Annotated in this window: 18 protein-coding genes and 1 other annotated feature; of the genes, 10 read left to right on the plus strand and 8 right to left on the minus strand. The window is 39.5% G+C overall.

Features of this window, described 5'->3' with window-relative positions:
* Positions 1-47: 47 nt before the first annotated feature.
* Positions 48-320, minus strand: a complete 273-nt coding sequence (locus NSU02_RS05905; RefSeq protein ID WP_063387009.1) for a hypothetical protein — start codon at positions 318-320, stop codon at positions 48-50.
* 213 nt (positions 321-533) lie between these two features.
* Here NSU02_RS05905 and NSU02_RS05910 point away from each other — a divergent pair, with 213 nt between their 5' ends.
* The 5 genes from NSU02_RS05910 (at position 534) to NSU02_RS05930 (ending at position 7,600) form a co-directional block, all read left to right on the plus strand.
* On the plus strand, positions 534-1,466 hold the full coding sequence (locus NSU02_RS05910) for a beta-ketoacyl-ACP synthase III (RefSeq protein WP_063387008.1): 933 nt from the start codon (positions 534-536) through the stop codon (positions 1,464-1,466).
* Positions 1,467-1,535: 69 nt separating this feature from the next.
* On the plus strand, positions 1,536-2,780 hold the full coding sequence (gene fabF, locus NSU02_RS05915; protein WP_339194724.1) for a beta-ketoacyl-ACP synthase II: 1,245 nt from the start codon (positions 1,536-1,538) through the stop codon (positions 2,778-2,780).
* 1,413 nt (positions 2,781-4,193) lie between these two features.
* A complete protein-coding gene (locus NSU02_RS05920) occupies positions 4,194-4,973 on the plus strand; it encodes a DUF2268 domain-containing protein (RefSeq protein WP_339194727.1) in 780 nt (259 codons plus the stop codon).
* Between the two features lie 91 nt (positions 4,974-5,064).
* A complete protein-coding gene (locus tag NSU02_RS05925; protein ID WP_327847688.1) occupies positions 5,065-6,711 on the plus strand; it encodes a peptide-binding protein in 1,647 nt (548 codons plus the stop codon).
* Positions 6,712-6,847: 136 nt separating this feature from the next.
* Positions 6,848-7,600 (plus strand): YjbA family protein, encoded by a 753-nt coding sequence (locus NSU02_RS05930; RefSeq protein ID WP_066248356.1) that lies wholly within the window; start codon positions 6,848-6,850, stop codon positions 7,598-7,600.
* A 115-nt stretch (positions 7,601-7,715) separates the two neighbouring features.
* Here the strand turns inward: NSU02_RS05930 and trpS are convergent, their stop codons facing one another.
* On the minus strand, positions 7,716-8,708 hold the full coding sequence (gene trpS / locus NSU02_RS05935) for a tryptophan--tRNA ligase (RefSeq protein ID WP_066248353.1): 993 nt from the start codon (positions 8,706-8,708) through the stop codon (positions 7,716-7,718).
* Between the two features lie 47 nt (positions 8,709-8,755).
* Positions 8,756-8,974 (minus strand) — a binding site (T-box leader).
* Between the two features lie 340 nt (positions 8,975-9,314).
* Between trpS and spxA the strand changes: the two genes are divergently transcribed.
* Complete coding sequence (gene spxA, locus NSU02_RS05940) at positions 9,315-9,710, plus strand: transcriptional regulator SpxA (RefSeq protein ID WP_063387002.1); 396 nt, start codon at positions 9,315-9,317, stop codon at positions 9,708-9,710.
* 50 nt (positions 9,711-9,760) lie between these two features.
* Here spxA and NSU02_RS05945 read toward each other — a convergent pair whose 3' ends face one another.
* Positions 9,761-10,417 carry a TerC family protein gene (locus NSU02_RS05945; protein ID WP_144596613.1) on the minus strand — a complete coding sequence of 219 codons (657 nt, stop codon included), beginning with the start codon at positions 10,415-10,417 and terminating at the stop codon, positions 9,761-9,763.
* Positions 10,418-10,685: 268 nt separating this feature from the next.
* On the opposite strand from NSU02_RS05945, the gene mecA reads away from it, so the two are divergent.
* From mecA to pepF, 4 genes are all read left to right on the plus strand, one after another.
* The gene (gene mecA, locus NSU02_RS05950) at positions 10,686-11,348 is read left to right on the plus strand and encodes an adaptor protein MecA (RefSeq protein ID WP_063387000.1); all 663 of its coding nucleotides are present in this window, start codon (positions 10,686-10,688) and stop codon (positions 11,346-11,348) included.
* Positions 11,349-11,466: 118 nt separating this feature from the next.
* Complete coding sequence (gene cls / locus NSU02_RS05955; RefSeq protein WP_339194729.1) at positions 11,467-12,972, plus strand: cardiolipin synthase; 1,506 nt, start codon at positions 11,467-11,469, stop codon at positions 12,970-12,972.
* 291 nt (positions 12,973-13,263) lie between these two features.
* Positions 13,264-14,457, plus strand: coding sequence for a competence protein CoiA family protein (locus NSU02_RS05960; RefSeq protein WP_339194731.1), 1,194 nt, complete (start codon positions 13,264-13,266; stop codon positions 14,455-14,457).
* An 84-nt stretch (positions 14,458-14,541) separates the two neighbouring features.
* Positions 14,542-16,359: an oligoendopeptidase F gene (pepF, locus tag NSU02_RS05965; protein WP_339194733.1), complete on the plus strand. Its 1,818-nt coding sequence runs from the start codon at positions 14,542-14,544 to the stop codon at positions 16,357-16,359.
* Positions 16,360-16,529: 170 nt separating this feature from the next.
* Here pepF and NSU02_RS05970 read toward each other — a convergent pair whose 3' ends face one another.
* The 5 genes from NSU02_RS05970 to NSU02_RS05990 all read right to left on the minus strand — a co-directional run bounded on the left by NSU02_RS05970 (position 16,530) and on the right by NSU02_RS05990 (position 19,848).
* On the minus strand, positions 16,530-16,703 hold the full coding sequence (locus NSU02_RS05970) for a hypothetical protein (RefSeq protein ID WP_162536160.1): 174 nt from the start codon (positions 16,701-16,703) through the stop codon (positions 16,530-16,532).
* 370 nt (positions 16,704-17,073) lie between these two features.
* A complete protein-coding gene (locus tag NSU02_RS05975; RefSeq protein ID WP_232515740.1) occupies positions 17,074-17,934 on the minus strand; it encodes a ClpXP adapter SpxH family protein in 861 nt (286 codons plus the stop codon).
* Positions 17,935-17,947: 13 nt separating this feature from the next.
* A complete protein-coding gene (locus NSU02_RS05980; RefSeq protein ID WP_063387493.1) occupies positions 17,948-18,358 on the minus strand; it encodes a hypothetical protein in 411 nt (136 codons plus the stop codon).
* 297 nt (positions 18,359-18,655) lie between these two features.
* Complete coding sequence (locus NSU02_RS05985) at positions 18,656-19,258, minus strand: lytic transglycosylase domain-containing protein (RefSeq protein WP_082829459.1); 603 nt, start codon at positions 19,256-19,258, stop codon at positions 18,656-18,658.
* On the minus strand, positions 19,258-19,848 hold the full coding sequence (locus NSU02_RS05990) for a CYTH domain-containing protein (protein ID WP_339194736.1): 591 nt from the start codon (positions 19,846-19,848) through the stop codon (positions 19,258-19,260). The genes NSU02_RS05985 and NSU02_RS05990 overlap by 1 nt, the downstream gene beginning before the upstream one ends.
* Positions 19,849-19,956 lie beyond the last annotated feature (108 nt).

The raw sequence follows: 19,956 nt of genomic DNA on the forward strand, positions 1-19,956 counted from the left end.
TGAGATAAATAAAATAAAAATTTTGGGGGATGGTTGAATTCATCCCCTTAATTTTTAAATAGTTTTTTAATTTGATTGACGAACGGCTTTATTTCTTTAATAATTGGCTTCAGCTCAGATAATTTTGTCACAATATCATCGACTTGCTCAAAAATTTTTTGATAGTCTGATTGCTCGTTTTGCTCGTTTTTTTCGGAAGTTTTTTCAGAATGAACCGGAAGCTGCCGGCCGAACATAAATTGGGTAAAAAAATCGGGTTCTGGTGCTTCTGCTTTCTCTTTTTCATCTTCCTGCCGCTCGTTTACGTTTTCATCACTCATTCCCGTTTCACCTTCCGTTCTTTTTTCCTTTTCATCCTATTTTATGAAACAAAATTGAGTAAGGAATAGACGATTAGCTCAATCTATCAGTCAAAAACAAGAAAACCTGTAGTTAACTGTTATGAAGCATATTGCTATAAGTAGAAAAATAATATAAAATTAGTACCAAGTCATAACATTTGATAATAATTTTTTGTGAAGGAGATGTTCTTGATGAGAGCTGGGATCATCGGGATAGGCCGTTATATACCGGAAAAAGTTGTGACTAACTATGATTTAGAAAAAATCATGGATACGTCTGATGAATGGATTCGAACAAGAACCGGCATTGAAGAGCGGAGAATTGCTTCAGATGATATGAAAACATCGGATTTGGGCGCAAGAGCGGCATTAGAGGCCATTGAAGATGCAAAAATTTCCCCGGAAGAAATCGATATGATTATAGTTGCGACCGCAACACCTGATCAATCCTTTCCGTCAGTTGCCTGTGTTCTGCAGGAAAGACTTGGTGCAAAACGGGCTGCTGCTTTGGACATAAGCGCCGCATGTTCAGGTTTTATTTATGCGATGGCAACGGCAGAGCAGTTTATACAAACAGGAGCTTATAAAAAAATTCTTGTTGTTGGAGCCGAAAAGCTTTCGAAAATTACGGATTGGAATGACCGTTCAACAGGTGTTTTATTTGGGGATGGTGCCGGGGCGGTTGTTTTAGGCGAGGTAAGTGATGACAGAGGGATTCTCTCATTTGAGCTAGGAGCGGACGGAAGCGGCGGCAAGCATTTATATGAAAAAGGCCATATTGTGATGAACGGGCGTGAAGTATTTAAATTTGCTGTGCGGCAGATGGGAGAATCAAGCATTAATGTACTGGAAAAAGCGGGATTAACGAAAGAAGATGTTGACTTTCTCATTCCGCATCAAGCAAATATCCGCATTATGGAAGCCGCCAGACAACGGCTTGAATTGCCGGAGGAGAAAATGTCCAAGACGATTCACAAGTACGGGAATACTTCCGCAGCATCAATACCAATTTCTTTATACGAAGAAGTAAAAGCTGGTAAAATAAAAGATGGTGATCTTATTGTGATGGTCGGCTTCGGCGGAGGTTTAACATGGGGAGCCATTGCATTAAGATGGGGACAGTAAAATCATTCAATCAAAAATAAAAATGCTTTTTTTCCGTCATACAAACCGAAAAAGGCGAGGTGTAATGATATGGAAAAACGTAGAGTAGTTGTAACAGGCATCGGTGCCGTGACACCGATTGGATTGGATGCGAAAACAAGCTGGGAAAATGCTTTGAAAGGTGTATCAGGCATTGGAGAATTGACGAGAGTCGATAAAGACATATTTCCTGTCAAAGTTTCCGCCGAAATAAACGATTTTAAACCTGAAGATTTTATGGATCGGAAAGAAGCGAGGAAAATGGACCGCTTCACACAATTTGCATTAGCCGCCTCGTTGATGGCGCTTGAAGATTCAGGTTTAAAAATAAATAATGAAAACCGTGAACGGGTAGGAGTTTGGATCGGTTCAGGCATAGGCGGAATGGAGACGTATGAACAGCAATTCGAAACTTTTCTGGAAAAAGGTCCGAGACGTGTAAGTCCTTTCTTTGTTCCGATGATGATTCCTGATATGGCAGCCGGACAGGTGTCCATAGCGATCGGCGCGAAAGGTCCAAATTCATGTACAGTCACTGCCTGTGCAACAGGATCAAATTCAATCGGCGATGCCTTTAAAGTAATTCAACGTGGCGATGCCGATGTGATGATTACGGGCGGAACAGAAGCGCCGCTGACCAAGATGGCTTTTGCAGGTTTCAGTGCAGCAAAAGCGTTGTCGACAAATCCTGATCCGAAAACTGCTAGCCGTCCTTTTGACAAAAACCGCGATGGCTTTGTCATGGGAGAAGGTGCAGGAATACTTGTTCTTGAAGAGCTGGAACATGCTTTAAAAAGAGGAGCAAGCATTTATGCAGAAATCGTCGGCTATGGATCAACAGGCGATGCCTATCACATTACACAACCGGCTCCTGGCGGAGAAGGCGGAGCACGTGCAATGAAAATGGCAATTCAAGATGCAGGCTTAAAACCGGAAGATATCGATTATATTAATGCCCATGGAACAAGCACCGAATATAATGATAAATTTGAAACATCGGCGATTAAAGAAGTTTTTGGCAGCCATGCTTATCAATTAACCGTCAGCTCGACAAAATCGATGACAGGTCATCTCCTTGGAGCAGCAGGAGGAGTTGAAGCCATTTTCACCATTTTAGCAGTGAAAGAAAATATAATTCCTCCGACAATTAATTATGAAACACCTGATCCTGACTGTGACTTGGATTATGCTGTTAATCAGGCTAAACAAAAAACAGTTCGGGCGGCGCTCAGCAATTCCCTTGGTTTCGGAGGACATAACGCCACGCTCGTTTTCAAGAAATTTGAAGAAGCCTGATGTCAGCATATAGGAAATTAAGGATTATATGAAACCGTTATTGCCTAAACAGGCAGTAGCGGTTTTTCTTGTGCGCCCGGCATGGGTGTAATCTATAGGGTGAAAGTCCCGAGCTGCGAAGGCAGAAGTAGCAGTTAGCTTAACGCAAGGGTGTCCGTGGTGACGCGGAATCTGAAGGAAGCGAGCGGCAAACTTCCGGTCTGAGGAACACGAACTTCATATGAGGCTAGGTATCACTGGGTGAGTTTGCAAGACAAAACAAAGCCCTTTCTGCCGAAGGTGATACAGAGTAAATGAAGCAGATGGATGGAAGGAAAGATTACACTCTTACCCGGGGAGGTCTGGCTGGCACGCCAAGTAACCTTGGTAACCTATCTAGTGATAGATAGCTGAACAGTCAGAAGTCAGCAGAGGTCATAGTATTAGTTGGTCTAGAACAACTAAGAAGGACCGAACAATTAAGAGAGAATAGCCCTTGGCATTCAGTGAGTCATGATGAACACAGAAAACGTAGTACCTCACTTGAGGGAGGAAGCGGTGAATCCCGTGGGAGATCTCTTGGAGGGTGGAGTGACCACTGGCATAAAGAGAACAGCTATTCACGGAAGTTATAAAGACTTGCGTCAATTATCTTAATTGAACCGCCGTATACGGAACCGTACGTACGGTGGTGTGAGAGGACGGGAGTTAATCGCTCCCTCCTACTCGATTGTGCGCCCGGCATGTACATGAACTATAGGGTGTAAGTCCCGAACCCCGAAGACAGAAGTAGAGGTTAGCCAAGAGCAAGGGTGTCCGTGGTGACGCGGAATCTGAAGGAAGCGAGCGGCAAACTTCCGGTCTGAGGAACACGAACTTCATATGAGGCTAGGTATCACTGGGTGAGTTTGCAAGACAAAACAAAGCCCTTTCTGCCGAAGGTGATACAGAGTAAATGAAGCAGATGGATGGAAGGAAAGATTACACTCTTACCCGGGGAGGTCTGGCTGGCACGCCAAGTAACCTTGGTAACCTATCTAGTGATAGATAGCTGAACAGTCAGAAGTCAGCAGAGGTCATAGTATTAGTTGGTCTAGAACAACTAAGAAGGACCGAACAATTAAGAGAGAATAGCCCTTGGCATTCAGTGAGTCATGATGAACACAGAAAACGTAGTACCTCACTTGAGGGAGGAAGCGGTGAATCCCGTGGGAGATCTCTTGGAGGGTGGAGTGACCACTGGCATAAAGAGAACAGCTATTCACGGAAGTTATAAAGACTTGCGTCAATTATCTTAATTGAACCGCCGTATACCGAACGGTACGTACGGTGGTGTGAGAGGTCGGGGGTTAGTCACCCCCTCCTACTCGATTTAAAAAAAATTCAAACATCTTTCTTTTCTAATGAATAGTGTAGAAAAGGAGGTGCGAAGATTTGGGAGTTATTGACACAAAAAACTGGTTGAAGGAAATCCGGAATCCAATCGAGCTTTGTGAAAAGCTAGAGAAATATTTTCACCATTTACAAGCGGAGGAAATCCATCACTACCTGTCACAATACGGCATGCTTCGAACTGGCTATGAACATTGGCTTGTTAAGGCTGATGATTCGAATATTTGGACAAAAGCAAATAACATTTTTTTGAAGTTAAAGAAAAGATGGAACGGTCCAGATGTCCCTATTTTTATTTTTCCTGTTGAAGAGCGAAAAAGTTTTTTTGGGAGAGATTTTAAAGGTCGTTCGGGGTTGTCTTTTCAGGATAAAATGTTTTTATTTTTATCGCCGGATGTAAAAAATGATGAGCTCATTGCGCTATTGATTCACGAATATCATCATATTTGCAGGCTTAGGAAAAATCCGAAGCACGAAAAAGACTATACGCTTCTTGATGCGATTATTTTGGAAGGTTTGGCGGAGCATACGGTTTACAGAACGATAGGTGAGCAGCATGTAACAAATTGGGTGAAAAAATATTCGAAGAGACAACTATACAGCTGGTGGAAAAATTTAATTGTTCCGAATCAAGACATAAAATGGGATCATCCGTTATTCGATCAGCTTTTGTTCGGAAAAGGCTTTTATCCGACCATGCTTGGATACGCAATTGGATTTGATATCGTACAAACGTTTTATAAACAAAAACCGTTTTCAACAAAAGAAAGCTTTTATTTGCCTGCCGAACAATTCGTGGAAAGCTATGAAACAAAGGAATAGGTTCCTTTGTTTCTATATTTATTAATAATTTGGACAGACTGTGAATATGAATAAAAAATAGAACGAAACTTCCAATGATGGGGGAATGGATTTGGCACGATTAAAACGACCATGGCTGTATATATCGATTCTCTTGTTTTTATTGCTTCTACATGGCTGCTCAAGTCTGGATTATAATAGAAAGCCGCAACCAACGGTTAAGGAGATAAAGGAGGAAGAGCTCGATCCGCTGATTGTTCCGGAAACATTTATAATCGGTTCAACTGAATCGCCGCAGCTTTTTAATCCTTTGTATTCTCTAGATGAATCAAGCTCGCAGTTAGAAGGGATGCTTTTTGATGGACTGGTGACAGTTGATGAGCAGCTGCGGCCGAAACCGCATCTGGCTGAAAAGATTCAGCAATCAGAGAATGGACTTGAATATACGGTCACCATTCGGCGCGGGGTCAAATTTCATGACGGAAAAGAATTAACGGCGGATGATGTTGTTTTTACTTACAGCATTCCTTTAAGCCCTGATTATAATGGCGAAAGAAGTTCAGACTTTGAAATGATTGAAAGCATTGAAAAGCTTGATAAGTATACAGTGAAATTCCGTTTAAGAGAAAAAGACGCCTCCTTTCTTCCAGTCACATTATCATACGGCATATTGCCGAAGCATTTGTTGAAAAATGTACAGGTTGCAAAATTAAAGGAGCATAAGTTTAATACATCACAGCCTGTGGGCACTGGGCCTTTTCGGTTCGTAAAATGGGAAAAGAATGGATTCGTAGAGCTGGCCGCAAATGAACATTATTTTTTAGGGAAGCCTCGAATCAAATCAATCAAGTATAAAATTGTTCATAATCAGGAAGCTCTTTACGAACAGCTGAAAAATGGCGAGGTTCATTACGCCCCTGAAATAGAACTAACCAACGTAAAAAAAATAAAAAGGTTAAGAGGATTGGACGTTCAATCGAACATTTCCCATTCTTATGTGTTTATCGGCTGGAATGAAAAAAACGAACTTTTTCAAGATAAAAAAGTAAGGCAAGCCTTGACGATGGCGATCAACCGCAAAGCTATCGTTCGCAAGATTTTGCACAGACAAGGAAAGGAAGCACATATTCCAGAAACGCCTATTGCTTCTATTTTTACCGACGAAATTCAAACATTAAAGTATAACCGGAGAGAAGCAAAAAAGCTGCTGAAAGAAGCGGGATGGGAAGATACGGACAGGGACGGCATACTGGATCGAGAAGGAAAAGATTTCTCGTTTACGCTAAAAACGAACAAAGGAAATGTTGTTCGCGAAAAAGTTGCGTTGCTCGTGCAAAAACAATTGAAAGAGATCGGAATTGACGTGAAAACGGAGTTTTGGGAATGGGAAGATTTAATTAAGCAAATTTCACCGCCGAATTGGGATTACGATGCGTTGATTTTAGAATGGTCGTTATCTAAATTTCCGAATCATTTTGATATTTTCCATTCCAGTCAGAGAGAATATGGATTGAACTTTGTTTGGTGGGAAAACGAACAGGCCGACCTGCTGTTGTCTAAATCTAGAAAAATAATGGACGAAAGCGAACGAAAACAAATTTACAAGGAGATATTTCAAATTATCGAGGATGAACAGCCATATACAGTTTTATACTATCCGAAGGAATTTCGGGCGTTGCCTGAACGATTAAACGGCTATATTTTTCATCCGAAAAATTACTTTTATAAAGTGCATGAATGGTCCTTTTCTGAAAGCTGACAGGCCTGAAATCCGCATTGATCAAAAGTGGAATACGTAATGAAGAAAAGTTTTTTGGGCAATGAAAAATTTGGAATAAAAACCTTCTCCACTGACCATAATGATGACAAACAGTCTTGTAGTAAGGGGGCTAATTATGCTGAATTTGTACGATGTTTGGGTAAACTGGTTTGAAGGAGAAGAAAATGGTTATAATGTTTGTCATTTTCATGAATGGAGAAAGGATGATAAGGTTGAACTGTTAGACCAAGTACCGCTGATTAAAGTGAGTAAAGAACTTTATGATTATATTGAAAATGACTTAAAAGAACTGCCTGAAAAACTTTTAAAGGATGTTTACCAGAAGGCATATGCCCGGAAAAACCATGAGAGAATTCAGCTAGATTATTGCTTTGTTGTTTCGGATGGCAACGGCATTTTAGCAGTAGATACGATCGGATATACGACGCCAATTCGCAAAAGCCGGCTTATCCCAAGACAAGAGCAGCTTGTATATGACATGGTGAAGGATTTAGAGCCGGAATCATACGAGTTCTCACAAACAAATGACAAAGACAAAAAAGATTATCATCTTTTATCCCTTGCACCTGAATATATGCACGGATTAACCCGCAAAGAAAGACAGCTGAAACAGCTTTTGTTTATGGCTCTTGATCAATTGCAATCGACAAAAAATACGGCGGAAATGAAATATTGGTATACGGAATGGAATCCGTACATGTATGGTCAAATTCAATCACTCGGTTTTGAGGAAATTTGGACTATGCTTTATGAGGAAGCGATTGTCGGATGGTCTCAAAAGCATGAACAATTATGCGAACGATTAATAAAAGGGCAGCCTTTCTTTGAAAAGCTTTGGGAAATGGAGCAAGAACCGAAAGTAAATTAAGGAAGAGGGCACTATATCAGCCGCCCTCTTTTTATCGAACAATATTTTTTTAAGCTAGTATATTTGTTTTGTTTAATCAGCTCCATCATCAATCGTCATTCGTTCGCTAGCGCTTTTATTTTCGTTTTTTTCTTCCCAATCCCATTGCATTCTCCATTTTTTTCAACATTTTGGATGCTACTTTGTTTGCTTCCTCCCGGCCTCTGTCTAAAATGTCATCAAGTTCATCAGAATCAATGAGCTCATAATATTTTTCCTGAATCGGCTTTAAAGTGTTAATGACGACTTCTGCCAAATCCGCTTTAAATTCACCATAGCCTTTTCCTTCGTATTTTGTTTCCAGCTCGGCAATTGACACGCCAGCTAAAATTGAATAAATAGATAAAAGGTTGGAGATGCCAGGTTTGTTCTCTTTATCATAACGAACCACTCCGTCTGAATCAGTCACAGCGCTTTTAATTTTCTTTTCAATTTTTTTTGGATCATCGAGAAGGGAAATAAACGATTTTTCATTCGCATCGGATTTGCTCATTTTTTTCGTCGGATCTTGAAGCGACATAATCCGAGCACCGACTTTTGGAATGCGGACTTCTGGAATTTTAAAAATGTCTGCATATTTTTTGTTGAATCTTTCGGCTAAATCCCTTGTCAATTCCAAATGTTGTTTTTGATCCTCGCCGACTGGAACAAGGTCCGTGTTGTACAAAAGAATATCGGCGGCCATTAAAGGCGGATAAGTTAACAGTCCTGCTGAAACAGCTTCTTTCCCTTTAGATTTATCTTTAAATTGTGTCATTCTTTCAAGCTCGCCAATATAAGAAACGCATTGAAGCATCCATCCTGCCTGCGCGTGAGCGGGCACCTCCGATTGAATGAATAGGGTGGATTTTTCCGGATCGATGCCGACTGCTAAATATAATGCAGCAAGGCTCTTAATGTTTTTTCTTAATTGAAGTCTGTCTTGCGGAACAGTTATTGCATGCTGATCGACAATGCAAAAATAGCATTTATATTCATGCTGGAGCTCTACAAATTGTCTCATTGCTCCGATATAGTTTCCGAGTGTTAACGTGCCGCTAGGCTGAATTCCTGAAAAGATCGTTTTCATGTGCAAACTCCTCCTGATTTTTATATATAAAAAAGCCCATCCGTCCGTATAGGGACGAATGGACCGCGGTGCCACCCTAATTATTTCACAAACTTTCATGTGAAATCACTTTTCGTCTTTTAACGCAAGACAAAAACGCCGCAGCTTACTGATTTCAGCTGAGAGCTCAAAAGTCCATTTCCATACCGGACAGTGTTTGTTTCCACCAGCCACAAACTCTCTGAAAACTGTTTTCGGCATGTACTTCTCTTTCTCATCGCCTATGTATTCATTTACAGATGATTATAAAAAAATTGTGTATTCTTTGCAACTTCTCAGCGTCTTTCTGAAAAAATTTCTTTTTCACGTTTGATCGAACCAAAAAAGGGGAAAAGAAGAGTAGAGAAAGAAAAGAGGTGTTAATTGAGAAAATGGCCTTGAAAATGATCATCATTCACCGGTTGTAACACTTTTGTTATAATTTGAGAAATAAAAACATATAGGCGAAGTTGCTTTTTTATAGTATAATAATCAATACAAATTACTTTTTTAAATTTATTTTAATGTGAGATTGGCATAGTTTTTATATATACACCTATATTTTTCACGAAAAGGAGAGTGATTGGCATGGTAATATTGTATACATCTCCGAGCTGCACATCTTGTAGAAAAGCAAAATCTTGGTTGGAAAAGCATCAAATTGAATATAGAGAGCGGAACATTTTTTCCGAGCCGTTAACGATCGAAGAAATTAAAGAAATTCTTCGTATGACAGAAGACGGAACAGATGAAATTATTTCCACTCGTTCAAAGGTTTTTCAAAAATTGAAGGTTGATGTTGAATCGCTTCCTTTGCAGGAGCTGTATGATATTATCCGGAAAAACCCTGGAATTTTGCGCCGCCCGATTTTGATAGATGAAAAACGTCTTCAAGTCGGTTATAACGAGGATGAAATACGACGCTTTCTGCCAAGAAAAATTCGCACCTACCAGCTGAGAGAAGCTCAGAGAATGGCAAATTAAAAGGGAATGATGCCTTCCGTACGCAAAGCAAAATAGATTGCGGAAGGCTGTTATTTTTTTGTTATGTTGTAAAAAAGGGCAAAGAAAAGGATGAGACAAGCTGTGAAATAAGGGAGAGTTTGTGCAACAGCTTCAGTTTTCAACAGAGGGGTCATTTTTTCATCCGTTGCCATCATTTTACCTGCTGTATAAGCTAATATTCCTCCGCCCCCGTAAATGAGCAAAGGAAATCGGGACATGCCAGACATGATGAATCTGCTTCCCCAAATAATGATCGGAATGGATATAAGAAGACCTGTTATGACAAGAAAGATATTTCCTCCAGCTGCTCCAGCAACCGCAATGACATTGTCAAATCCCATAAAAAGGTCAGCCAAAACAATCGTTTGGATGGCTTTCCACAATGAGCGGTGGCTTTTCACGGAAGTATGCTCACCTTCATTTCCTGTCAATAATAAAAAGGCAATATACATTAAAAATAATCCGCCAAAAAACTGTAAAAAAGGAATGTTCAATAAATGGACAGCCAGTACCGTTAACAAAATTCGGCTGAGTATCGCGAGCATTGTTCCAAATAAAATTCCTTTCCTCCGCTGATTTTCCGGCAAATTGCGGCATGCCAGCGCAATGACAATGGCATTATCTCCTCCTAATATGAGGTCAATGCCAATGATAAGGAATAAAGATGTGAAAAATTGTTCATCCATCAGTCAACCTCTTTTCAAATTATGGCTCGTACAATATATATGAAAAACGAAATATTTTATGCTTAATAGGTAAATAACGGTTTTTTTCAAAATCAAGGCTTTTTTTATTTCTTTATGAAGTGATTTATCATACAATAGAATTAGAATTGAACAACTTGGTGCTCGCGATGAAAATTTGGAAATTTTTTAAATTAGGAAAGAAAAGTGCAACGAATTCGGGGGTTTATTGTCCCTTCCAAAAATTTAAAAAGAAGGGAAGGTTGTTCAAATGGAAATCGAACGCATTAATGAAAACACAGTAAAATTTTATATTTCATATGTTGACATAGAAGAACGAGGATTTGACCGAGAAGAAATCTGGTATAACAGAGAAAGAAGCGAAGAGCTGTTTTGGGAAATGATGGATGAAATTAATGATGAAGAAGACTTTCCGCTTGAAGGTCCGTTATGGATTCAAGTTCATGCCAATGACAAAGGGCTTGAAGTCATTGTCACAAAAGCACAGCTGTCAAAAGACGGACAAAAGCTGGAGCTTCCGGTAGTCGATGAAAAATTAAGAGAAATCCCGGTTGATGAGAATATAGAATCTTTGTTGGACAAACATTTTAATATGTCTGAACGATCTTCCTCAGATGAGAAAGATGAAACGGCGCAATTGCAATTTGTCATAAAGTTTCAGGACTTTGAAGACGTTATTTCGTTAGCATCCCATCGTTTGGACGGATTTTTGAATAGCTTATATGTATTTGAACAAAAATATTATTTATTCGTTGAATTTTCGGATAAAGACGATGAACAAATTGAAAATTTGCTCAGCATTATGCTTGAATACGGTCAGGAATCAAGGATGACAATTCACCGTCTTGAAGAATACGGAAAGCTGATTATGAAGGACAATGCCTTGGAACAAATCGAAACGCACTTTTCTTAAATTGCCGATTTCATGTTCGAAATCGGTCTTTTTTACTTAAGGAACGCTTAATATCTCAGATCAAATGAGATATGTCCAAATCGAGAGATAAGAAATATCGATTGCCTGGAGGAAGCTTATGAGAAAATTTCTGCAAGTAATCGTTTTTGCCATTGGTCTAGCTATCATCTTGTATTTAACTAAGAACATCTGGGAGGAATGGTTTTTAGGAGCCGTTTCCATTTTGTTCACGTTATCCATCATTTTTATCGGATTTGTTATTTTCTTGGAAAACCGCCACCCAACTCAAACGCTTACTTGGCTTGTTGTTTTAGGAGGATTTCCATTAATAGGCTTCTTCTTTTATATATTTTTTGGAAGAAATGTCCGGAAGCATCGTCTATTTAAGAAAAAAGCTTTAATAGATGAGCAAGCTTATGCTCAATTTGAATTTCATACATATGAAGATAAAATTAAATTCATGAGAAATCACCAGCGCCTATTATTTAAGCTTGCCCATAAGCTTGGTCACAGTCCGATTTCTTTTCGGACAAATACAAAGGTGCTGACGAACGGCATTGAAACATTTGACCATATTTTTCGAGAGCTTCAAAAGGCGGAAGATCATATTCATCTTGAATACTATATTGTTCGGCATGATGTAATTGGGCAAAAATTAAAAAAGCTGTTGATCGAAAAAGCGAAAAACGGTGTAGAGGTTCGATTTTTATACGATGCAGTCGGCAGCTGGAAGCTGTCCAAAAAATACAGGAAGGAGCTCCTCGATGCCGGGGTGGAAATGGTTCCATTTTTACCTGTAAAGCTTCCGTTTTTGTCTAACAATATTAACTTTCGCAATCATCGTAAAATTATTGTGATTGACGGAAAAGTCGGCTTTGTCGGAGGTTTAAATATAGGAGATGAATATTTGGGAAGAAATCCGTATTTCGGCTTTTGGCGGGATACGCATATGATGCTCGAAGGGGAAGGAGTACGGACGCTCAATCTTATTTTTTTACAGGATTGGTATTATATGACTGGGCAGAAGCTACTTACCGATCGATATTTGCTGCCTCATTTTCAAATGGACGATAAAGAAGGAGGCGTTCAGCTAATCGCCGGCGGTCCTGATAATAAGTGGGAGGTCATTAAAAGCTTGTTCTTTTCGATGATCGTTTCCGCAAAAAATTCGATATGGATCGCCTCTCCGTATTTTATTCCTGACGAGGATATAAAATCCGCTTTAAAGATTGCTGCGCTGAGCGGCATTGACGTTCGTCTCCTCGTTCCGAAAAGGCCTGACAAACGGATTGTATTTTATGCGTCGCGATCTTATTTTCCGGAGCTTTTAGAAGCCGGGGTTAAAGTGTACGAATATGAAAAAGGGTTTATGCACAGCAAAATCATTATTGTTGATGGCGAACTGGCATCGATCGGTACGGCGAATATGGATATGAGAAGTTTTCATTTGAATTTTGAAGTAAATGCTTTTTTATACCGAACGGATAGCATTGAAACGCTTGTAGAGGATTATATTCGAGACATTGAAAATTCAAGTGTCATCGACCTTGAACAATTCAAAAAACGCCCGCTATATATAAAGCTGTTTGAATCAACGTCGCGGCTTTTGTCTCCTTTATTATAAAACACCGTTTTTGATACAGCGGTGTTTTTTTTTTAGGATAAAGCTCTATTTGAGCGGATTTCACAACACCACAGGTGAATTGCCGACCGTCACGATGTAAAATGGCGAACCTTTATTGAAACGAATGAAGCAACATCTAACTTCCGCCTCTTTAGCGGCAAGCATGCGTTTTTGAAAAAAGTATATTTTTCCATGAAGTGTTTCTGGCATCTTTTAAAACTTATGAAAAACGCTGCTTTTGAAAGGATTTTTTTCCCTTTTGTCGAATGTTTCTATTTGTGAAAGGAAGTGATGATTTATATGCTTGTTGCCCTTTTGCGAAACGGCGAAAAAGTAAATGTCGCCGCCCCGTACTGGTCGACAGAAAGGCTTCTAAAACTGAAAGAAGAGCACGCCTTTTTTTGTCCGGCTTGCAAGGAGCCGGTAAAATTAAAAATAGGCAAAATCAAAATTCCTCATTTTGCCCACTTAACGGCCTCTTGTCAGGCTGATTCGGAAGCGGAAAGCACGTACCATTTGAACGGAAAAAAGCAATTGTATGTTTGGTTGAAAAGGCAGCGGTTAGCTGCGGAAGTGGAAAAATTTATACCTTCTATTGCACAACGAGCGGATCTGTTTGTATCTTTTCAGCATAAACGGTATGCGATTGAATACCAATGCTCTAATATTCCCCCTGATCAGGTGATAAAACGGACAAATGGCTACAAAAAAGAACGAATTAAACCGATTTGGATATTAGGCTGGAAACAAATGAAGCAAGTCGGTGAACATCAATATCGACTGACTCCTTTTCATTGTCAGTTTCTTCATTCCCCGCAAAACGATCATCCTTTTATCATCAATTATTGCTCAGATAAGAAAACCTTCATCTTTTTTTCCCATCTGATTCCGTTTTCTAAACAGAATATTTTTGCCGCATCTGCTATGATCTCTCCAGAGTCGTTTTTCTTTCGAGAATGTTTGCAAGGAAAGAGCCTGGCGGCAAACGGTTTATGGAAGCATTGGCTGAAGAAAATAAGTCAATATCGCTTAAAGCCGCTGTTTCAAAAGACGAACGAAGAGCGAAAGCTGCAAAAAAAGGTTTACGAAACAGTTGGCTTATCTTTATCGCAGCTGCCAGTTGAAGCTTTTATCCCTTTAAAAAGCGGTTATATGGTTGATGAGGCGGTCTATATTTGGCAATGCTCAGTTTTATTATTTATTGAAACATTGCGCGCCGATGAAGTATTTCACGCAGAAAAGCTAGTTTGGCACCTTAAGAAAATAGGGATGAAAGAAAGAAGCTGTAGCGTAAAAACGGATTTAAAAAAGCCGATTATTGAATATTTAACGACTCTTTCCCATTTTAAATTTTTGCAGCCAATCGGTCCATATTCGTTTCGAAAAACATCATCTCCTTTTCATTTGGAGGCGATGGAAAAGCGTGAACAACGTCTTGGACATTATTTGGACAAGGAAGGTATGTTTTTTTCTGCTGTAGAATAATATAAGCATAGTGATTTATTGCGTTTTGAAAAAAATTTCAATATGATGGAAACAGACTGATTTTTTTAAAGGGGGAAATCGAGAATGGGCAATGAAACAGCTGTCAAAAGGCTGCCAAAACGGGAAGAAATCCCTGTTGAGTATACTTGGCGGCTAGAAGATATTTTTGCTTCTGATGATGAATGGGAAAAAGAATTTGAAGAAGTAAAGCAGCTAATTCCAAAAATCGGTGAATATAGAGGAAAATTAGGTCAATCCTCCGATCTGTTATATGAGGCGCTCTCTTATCAAGATTCCGTGATGGAGAGGCTTGGAAAGCTTTATACATATGCCCATATGCGCTACGATCAAGATACAACTAATTCTTTTTATCAAGGATTGAATGACAGGGCAGCAAATCTTTATACTCAAGCTTCCAGCCTCTCATCCTATATCGTTCCGGAAATACTATCCATTGAAGAAGAAAAGCTTCAGCAATTTTTGAAAGAAAATGATCAATTGAAGCTTTATGCACATGCCTTGGACGAAATCAACCGGCAAAGACCTCACGTGCTCGATGCGGAGCAAGAGGCTATTTTAGCTCAAGCTGCGGAAGCCCTGAGCACTGCCTCCAATACGTTTGGAAAATTAAATAATGCGGACTTGGAATTTCCAGCAATTAAGGATGAAAATGGAGAAGAAGTGGAAATCACTCACGGCCGTTATATCCAGTTTTTGGAGAGTGAAAATAGACGAGTCCGTCGCGATGCGTTCCAAGCATTATACGCAACATATGGAAAATTTAAAAATACGTTTGCCAGCACATTAAGCGGAGCTGTTAAGAAAAATAATTTTTATGCGAAGGTGCGGAAATATGAGAATGCCCGCCAGGCTGCACTAAGCGCCAACAACATTCCCGAGGAAGTCTACGACAATTTAGTGAAAACGATCAATGAACATTTGCCGCTGCTCCATCGTTATGTCGATTTGCGGAAAAAAGCGCTGAAGCTTGATGAACTTCATATGTATGATCTTTATACGCCGCTTGTACAAAACGTCGATATGAAAATCACGTATGAAGAAGCGAAAGACATCGTATTGAAGGGGCTTGCTCCATTAAGTGAAGAATATGTCGGCATTTTACAAGAAGGCTTTGAAAACAGATGGATTGACGTTAAGGAGAATAAAGGGAAACGAAGCGGAGCTTACTCCTCTGGCGCCTATGGAACAAATCCATATATTTTGCTGAATTGGCAAGATAATGTGAACAATTTATTCACACTTGTTCACGAGCTTGGCCATTCGGTACACAGCTACTATACAAGAAAAACACAGCCGTATCCGTACGGAGATTATTCTATTTTTGTCGCGGAAGTGGCTTCTACATGCAATGAAAACTTGTTAAATGAATATTTGCTCAACACGATCGATGATGAAAAGAAACGTTTATACTTGCTGAATCATTTCCTTGAAGGGTTTAGAGGAACGGTATTCCGGCAAACGATGTTTGCTGAGTTTGAACATTATATCCATTTGAAGGCGCAAAACGGAGAGCCGCTCACACCGGAATTTTTGACGCAAACGTATTATGAGTTAAACAAAAAATATTTTGGTGACAACATTGTCGTCGATGAAGAAATTGGCTTAGAATGGGCAAGAATTCCGCATTTTTATTACAATTTTTACGTTTATCAATACGCAACAGGCTTTAGTGCTGCAAGCGCCTTGAGCAAGCAGATTTTATCGGAAGGAGAAACTGCCGTTGAAAGGTACATTAATTTCTTGAAAGCGGGAAGCTCTGATTATCCGATTAATGTGCTGAAAAAAGCAGGGGTCGATATGACATCAACCAAGCCGATTGAAGATGCATGCAAAGTATTTGAAGAAAAGCTGACGGAGATGGAGGAGCTGCTGTTAAAGTAAAGTGAAAGAAAACAGGAGCATCATCTGAATCCAAAAAATTAGTGGCATGAGTTCGATCTGGAACTGGACTCATGCCTTTTTTGTTTCCGGTCATATAAAAACTGCACCTCCAATTGTCAGTTGTATCTACTAATTGAGATGCAGTTCATCATCCCGTCCTCTTTTTTATCTTAAAATCCGCGGAACGTTTTTCGATGGTTAAACAGAAGAAACGATATGAAAAGAGAAATAAAAAGCAGGGGGGCAGAAACGAAAATCGGTGCGAGATTCATCAATCCTAACAGATTATAAAAAAAAGCGAAGATGACGAGCAGCAGGCTGATTATGAGCCAAAATGTTTTCACGATTTTTCCCTCCTACACATGTTCTAAAACGAGGAAAAAGATTTTGTATATTGTATGCAGCTTGCCCGTTCTTCATGTTTTGTGACAAATTTGTGAATTGTTGTTTTCCCCTCTTGCAAACTGAAAAAGGAATTTGTTATATTAAAAACGTGAAATTAATCACAAACAAACATTTACCCCTTTGTTTGACCGTGAAAAATTTCTCCCATCCCCTTTGTTGTCATAAGACAAAAAAGAAACCACAAACGTTTGTTAGTGGTTTCTTTTTTTAATTGTTTAATAAAGATAAAGCGCTTACATTTTTGATTAAAAACGTTCCCCATCGGCTTCTATGCTGATGGGGAACGTTTCGTTGAATTAAATCCTCATCTCACTGCCCGATATAGCGCCAAAATGTTCCATATTTTACAGGCACCCGCTCAACTTGTTGCTTTAAAAGCAGTCTTTTCATTTCACGTTCCGTTTCTTCATCAGTCATATTATACACAACAGAAATCTCTTTTGTTGCGACAAATTTATAATGCTTTAAAAAAATCTCTATTGGCGGCACTTGAGACGGCTTCGGTTTATCTCCGACAAGCTCGCAAAGAATATCAACATATGTTTCATAAGGATATAATCCGGTAATTTTTAATCCTTCCTTCTCTTCACGGCAATGAAAAAAGACAAGGGAAGGAATTTCATGCACGTCCATTTCTTCTGTAATTTTATAATCGCATTGAAGTGCTTTTCTTGCACTTTCGGAATATAAGTCCCTCTCAAATTCATTGACATCAAGGCCGACATTTTTAGCAATTTGTATGAGAACGTTTTGATCAGAGACATTTTGCTTTTCTAAAAAAACAACTTCCTGTAAGTGCCGCAAGAAACGGATGCCCGCTTTTCTCCCTTGAAGCTCCGCTGCTTTTAAAGCAAGGGAAGCTCTGTAGGGTGATGATATAGGGTTTTCAAGCCAAAGGTTGCCGTCACATGACATGCCGGTTCTGCTCGCTATCTTCTCCCATGATTGGGCAATTGTTTTCGGTTTCCGCCGTTTTGTTAAGTTTAAATTAGCAAGCTTTCCGCAAACAATATGGCGCAATGAGAAAAGCCTGCCGTATTCGATTTGCAGTTTTTTTATAAACGGTTCAAGCGCCCAGCATTCAGGGCATAGCGGATCAATAAACATATAAATCTCGATCGGCTTTTTTGGATGGCTGTGACAATGAGAAAAGAAGTGAGCAGCATTCACTTCGTCTTTTTTGTCAGGTTTCAACTGAATACTCCTCCTGATCTTCGTCTTTCGAATTAATCATGTGATGGGCGGTCACCACAAGCCGATCGTAGAAAAACTCTCGTATTTCCCCGTCAAGTCCGACCTCGTCCATTGCTTTTCGCATACATGAGAGCCATGCTTCTGCTCTCCTCGGCGTAATCGGGAATGGAAGATGGCGGGCTCTGAGCATCGGATGTCCGTGTTCTTTTGTGTAAAGTGGCGGACCACCTAAAAACTGTGTCATAAATTGTTTCTGCTTTCTGGCAGTTTCCGTTAAATCCTCCGGGAAAATAGGTTTTAAAAGAGGATGTTTTTTAACATTTTTGTAAAAAGCATCGATTAGAGCGTGAAGTTTCTTTTCTCCAATCGCGTCATATGGAGTTAAGGGTGGTTTTGTCATGGTGATAGCTCCTTTGGAATCATTCGTTAATAATGATGTTACATTTATTTTATCAACATAACTTATTTATCTCAAACGAATCGCTTTGAAGGAGTTGGCTGAGGCAATGCAAACAAAAGGATAAATAGCGAAAGCGGGAGTTATTTCCGCAAATATGTTGTGCTTGCTGTGACATGAACATAGAAGGACTTGCGGCTTGAAGCGCAGCTATCGAAGATTAGCCGAAATCGATTGGATAACAAATATTTCCAACTGCTTTTAATGAAAAAGAAAAAGGTGCTGTTTGTTTGCACCTTTTTACGCAAAATATTTTTGAGTAATTTTATTTACATAGTTTTGCGTTTCTTTAAATGGCGGGATGCCTCCATATTTGTCGACATTTCCCGGACCGGCGTTGTATGCGGCAAGTGCTAATTTTACATTACCGTTATATCGGTTTAAAAGCTGTTTTAAATATTTTGTGCCGCCCTCGATATTTTGCACAGGATCAAACGGATTTTTTACACCGAGTGCTTTTGCTGTAGAAGGCATGAGCTGCATATAGCCGGCAGCTCCTTTAGGACTGACGGCATTAGCCTTGAAGCTTGACTCCTGTTGAATCACAGCTCTGATTAATTTGGCATCGACGCCGTATTTTTGAGCCATCTGCTGAATGATTTCATTTAGATCAGCGGAGACCTGTTTCTGTTCATTTGTTTTTTTGGCAGATTGGGAGGAAGACGGTGAAATATTCTCTTTGGCCGTTTCAGATTGTACATCTTGTTCGATGAAGGCATTTAAAACATCCTGAAAGTTCAGCGAAATGGCTGCATCTTTTGTTTGCGGCCGATTAGATTGGCCTGACAAAAGACGAAGGACTTCAAGCTCAAACAGAACATTGAAATTATAGTTTGTATTCATCACAAATTCTCCTTTGAAAATTTGGCGGAATAAAACCGCTTTATTTTATTTTCTGTTTGACGGATCGGGATGTTGTGTTTGTTTAAAATCTCCAAAAATTGCTGCTTTCCTTCCTTTTCATCCTCTGCCTCAAATTCGATTTCAAAATCCTCTCTATTTTCATATCGGCTATGATCGAGAACAATTTCACCATTTTTATATTTTTTTGTTGCCCGGTTTGTAATGAGCGAACCGAAACAAAGAAGGCTTTCGGGCTTGATTTCGAGCTGTTTGATTTTTTCGACCACCGCTCCCTCCTTCGGAAAGACCGACTCATGAATGGCTGAAACTGCTTCCTGATCGGTTAAAAACTGGTGTGTTTCCAGCAGTCCGACATGATAGGGCTCCTTTAATGTCAAAACATACTGATCCTTTTTTTTACGAATTCTTAAGGCAGCGCCATGCTTTTTCAACGCAAAATATTTTGTGTCAAAATAATAGTTTTCCTGCTCGGCAAAATCTTTTTCGGTCAATTGAAAAAAATCAGCTAAGCGGTGGAATTCTTCTTTTGTAAGCAGGTTTTTAAATTCTATCTCAAGCTCTTGAACCATCGGGCATTCCTCTCTATGATTAATATCAAAATAAGGTAATACAGTTATGAATATGATACAATAAAATATATTCGAGTTGAACTTGAAATGTTTGATTGGAAGGGTGAA

It is taken from the genome of Aeribacillus sp. FSL W8-0870, from assembly GCF_037963755.1.
GTDB lineage: Bacteria > Bacillota > Bacilli > Bacillales > Aeribacillaceae > Aeribacillus > Aeribacillus composti.

What these genes read in the sequence shown, in the direction of transcription:
- NSU02_RS05905 (WP_063387009.1), bottom strand. Translation starts at nt 320, where the DNA reads ATGAGTGATGAAAACGTAAACGAGCGGCAGGAAGATGAAAAAGAGAAA.
- NSU02_RS05910 (WP_063387008.1), top strand. Translation starts at nt 534, where the DNA reads ATGAGAGCTGGGATCATCGGGATAGGCCGTTATATACCGGAAAAAGTT.
- fabF (WP_339194724.1), top strand. Translation starts at nt 1,536, where the DNA reads ATGGAAAAACGTAGAGTAGTTGTAACAGGCATCGGTGCCGTGACACCG.
- NSU02_RS05930 (WP_066248356.1), top strand. Translation starts at nt 6,848, where the DNA reads ATGCTGAATTTGTACGATGTTTGGGTAAACTGGTTTGAAGGAGAAGAA.
- trpS (WP_066248353.1), bottom strand. Translation starts at nt 8,708, where the DNA reads ATGAAAACGATCTTTTCAGGAATTCAGCCTAGCGGCACGTTAACACTC.
- spxA (WP_063387002.1), top strand. Translation starts at nt 9,315, where the DNA reads ATGGTAATATTGTATACATCTCCGAGCTGCACATCTTGTAGAAAAGCA.
- NSU02_RS05945 (WP_144596613.1), bottom strand. Translation starts at nt 10,417, where the DNA reads ATGGATGAACAATTTTTCACATCTTTATTCCTTATCATTGGCATTGAC.
- mecA (WP_063387000.1), top strand. Translation starts at nt 10,686, where the DNA reads ATGGAAATCGAACGCATTAATGAAAACACAGTAAAATTTTATATTTCA.
- cls (WP_339194729.1), top strand. Translation starts at nt 11,467, where the DNA reads ATGAGAAAATTTCTGCAAGTAATCGTTTTTGCCATTGGTCTAGCTATC.
- NSU02_RS05960 (WP_339194731.1), top strand. Translation starts at nt 13,264, where the DNA reads ATGATTTATATGCTTGTTGCCCTTTTGCGAAACGGCGAAAAAGTAAAT.
- pepF (WP_339194733.1), top strand. Translation starts at nt 14,542, where the DNA reads ATGGGCAATGAAACAGCTGTCAAAAGGCTGCCAAAACGGGAAGAAATC.
- NSU02_RS05980 (WP_063387493.1), bottom strand. Translation starts at nt 18,358, where the DNA reads ATGACAAAACCACCCTTAACTCCATATGACGCGATTGGAGAAAAGAAA.
- NSU02_RS05985 (WP_082829459.1), bottom strand. Translation starts at nt 19,258, where the DNA reads ATGAATACAAACTATAATTTCAATGTTCTGTTTGAGCTTGAAGTCCTT.
- NSU02_RS05990 (WP_339194736.1), bottom strand. Translation starts at nt 19,848, where the DNA reads ATGGTTCAAGAGCTTGAGATAGAATTTAAAAACCTGCTTACAAAAGAA.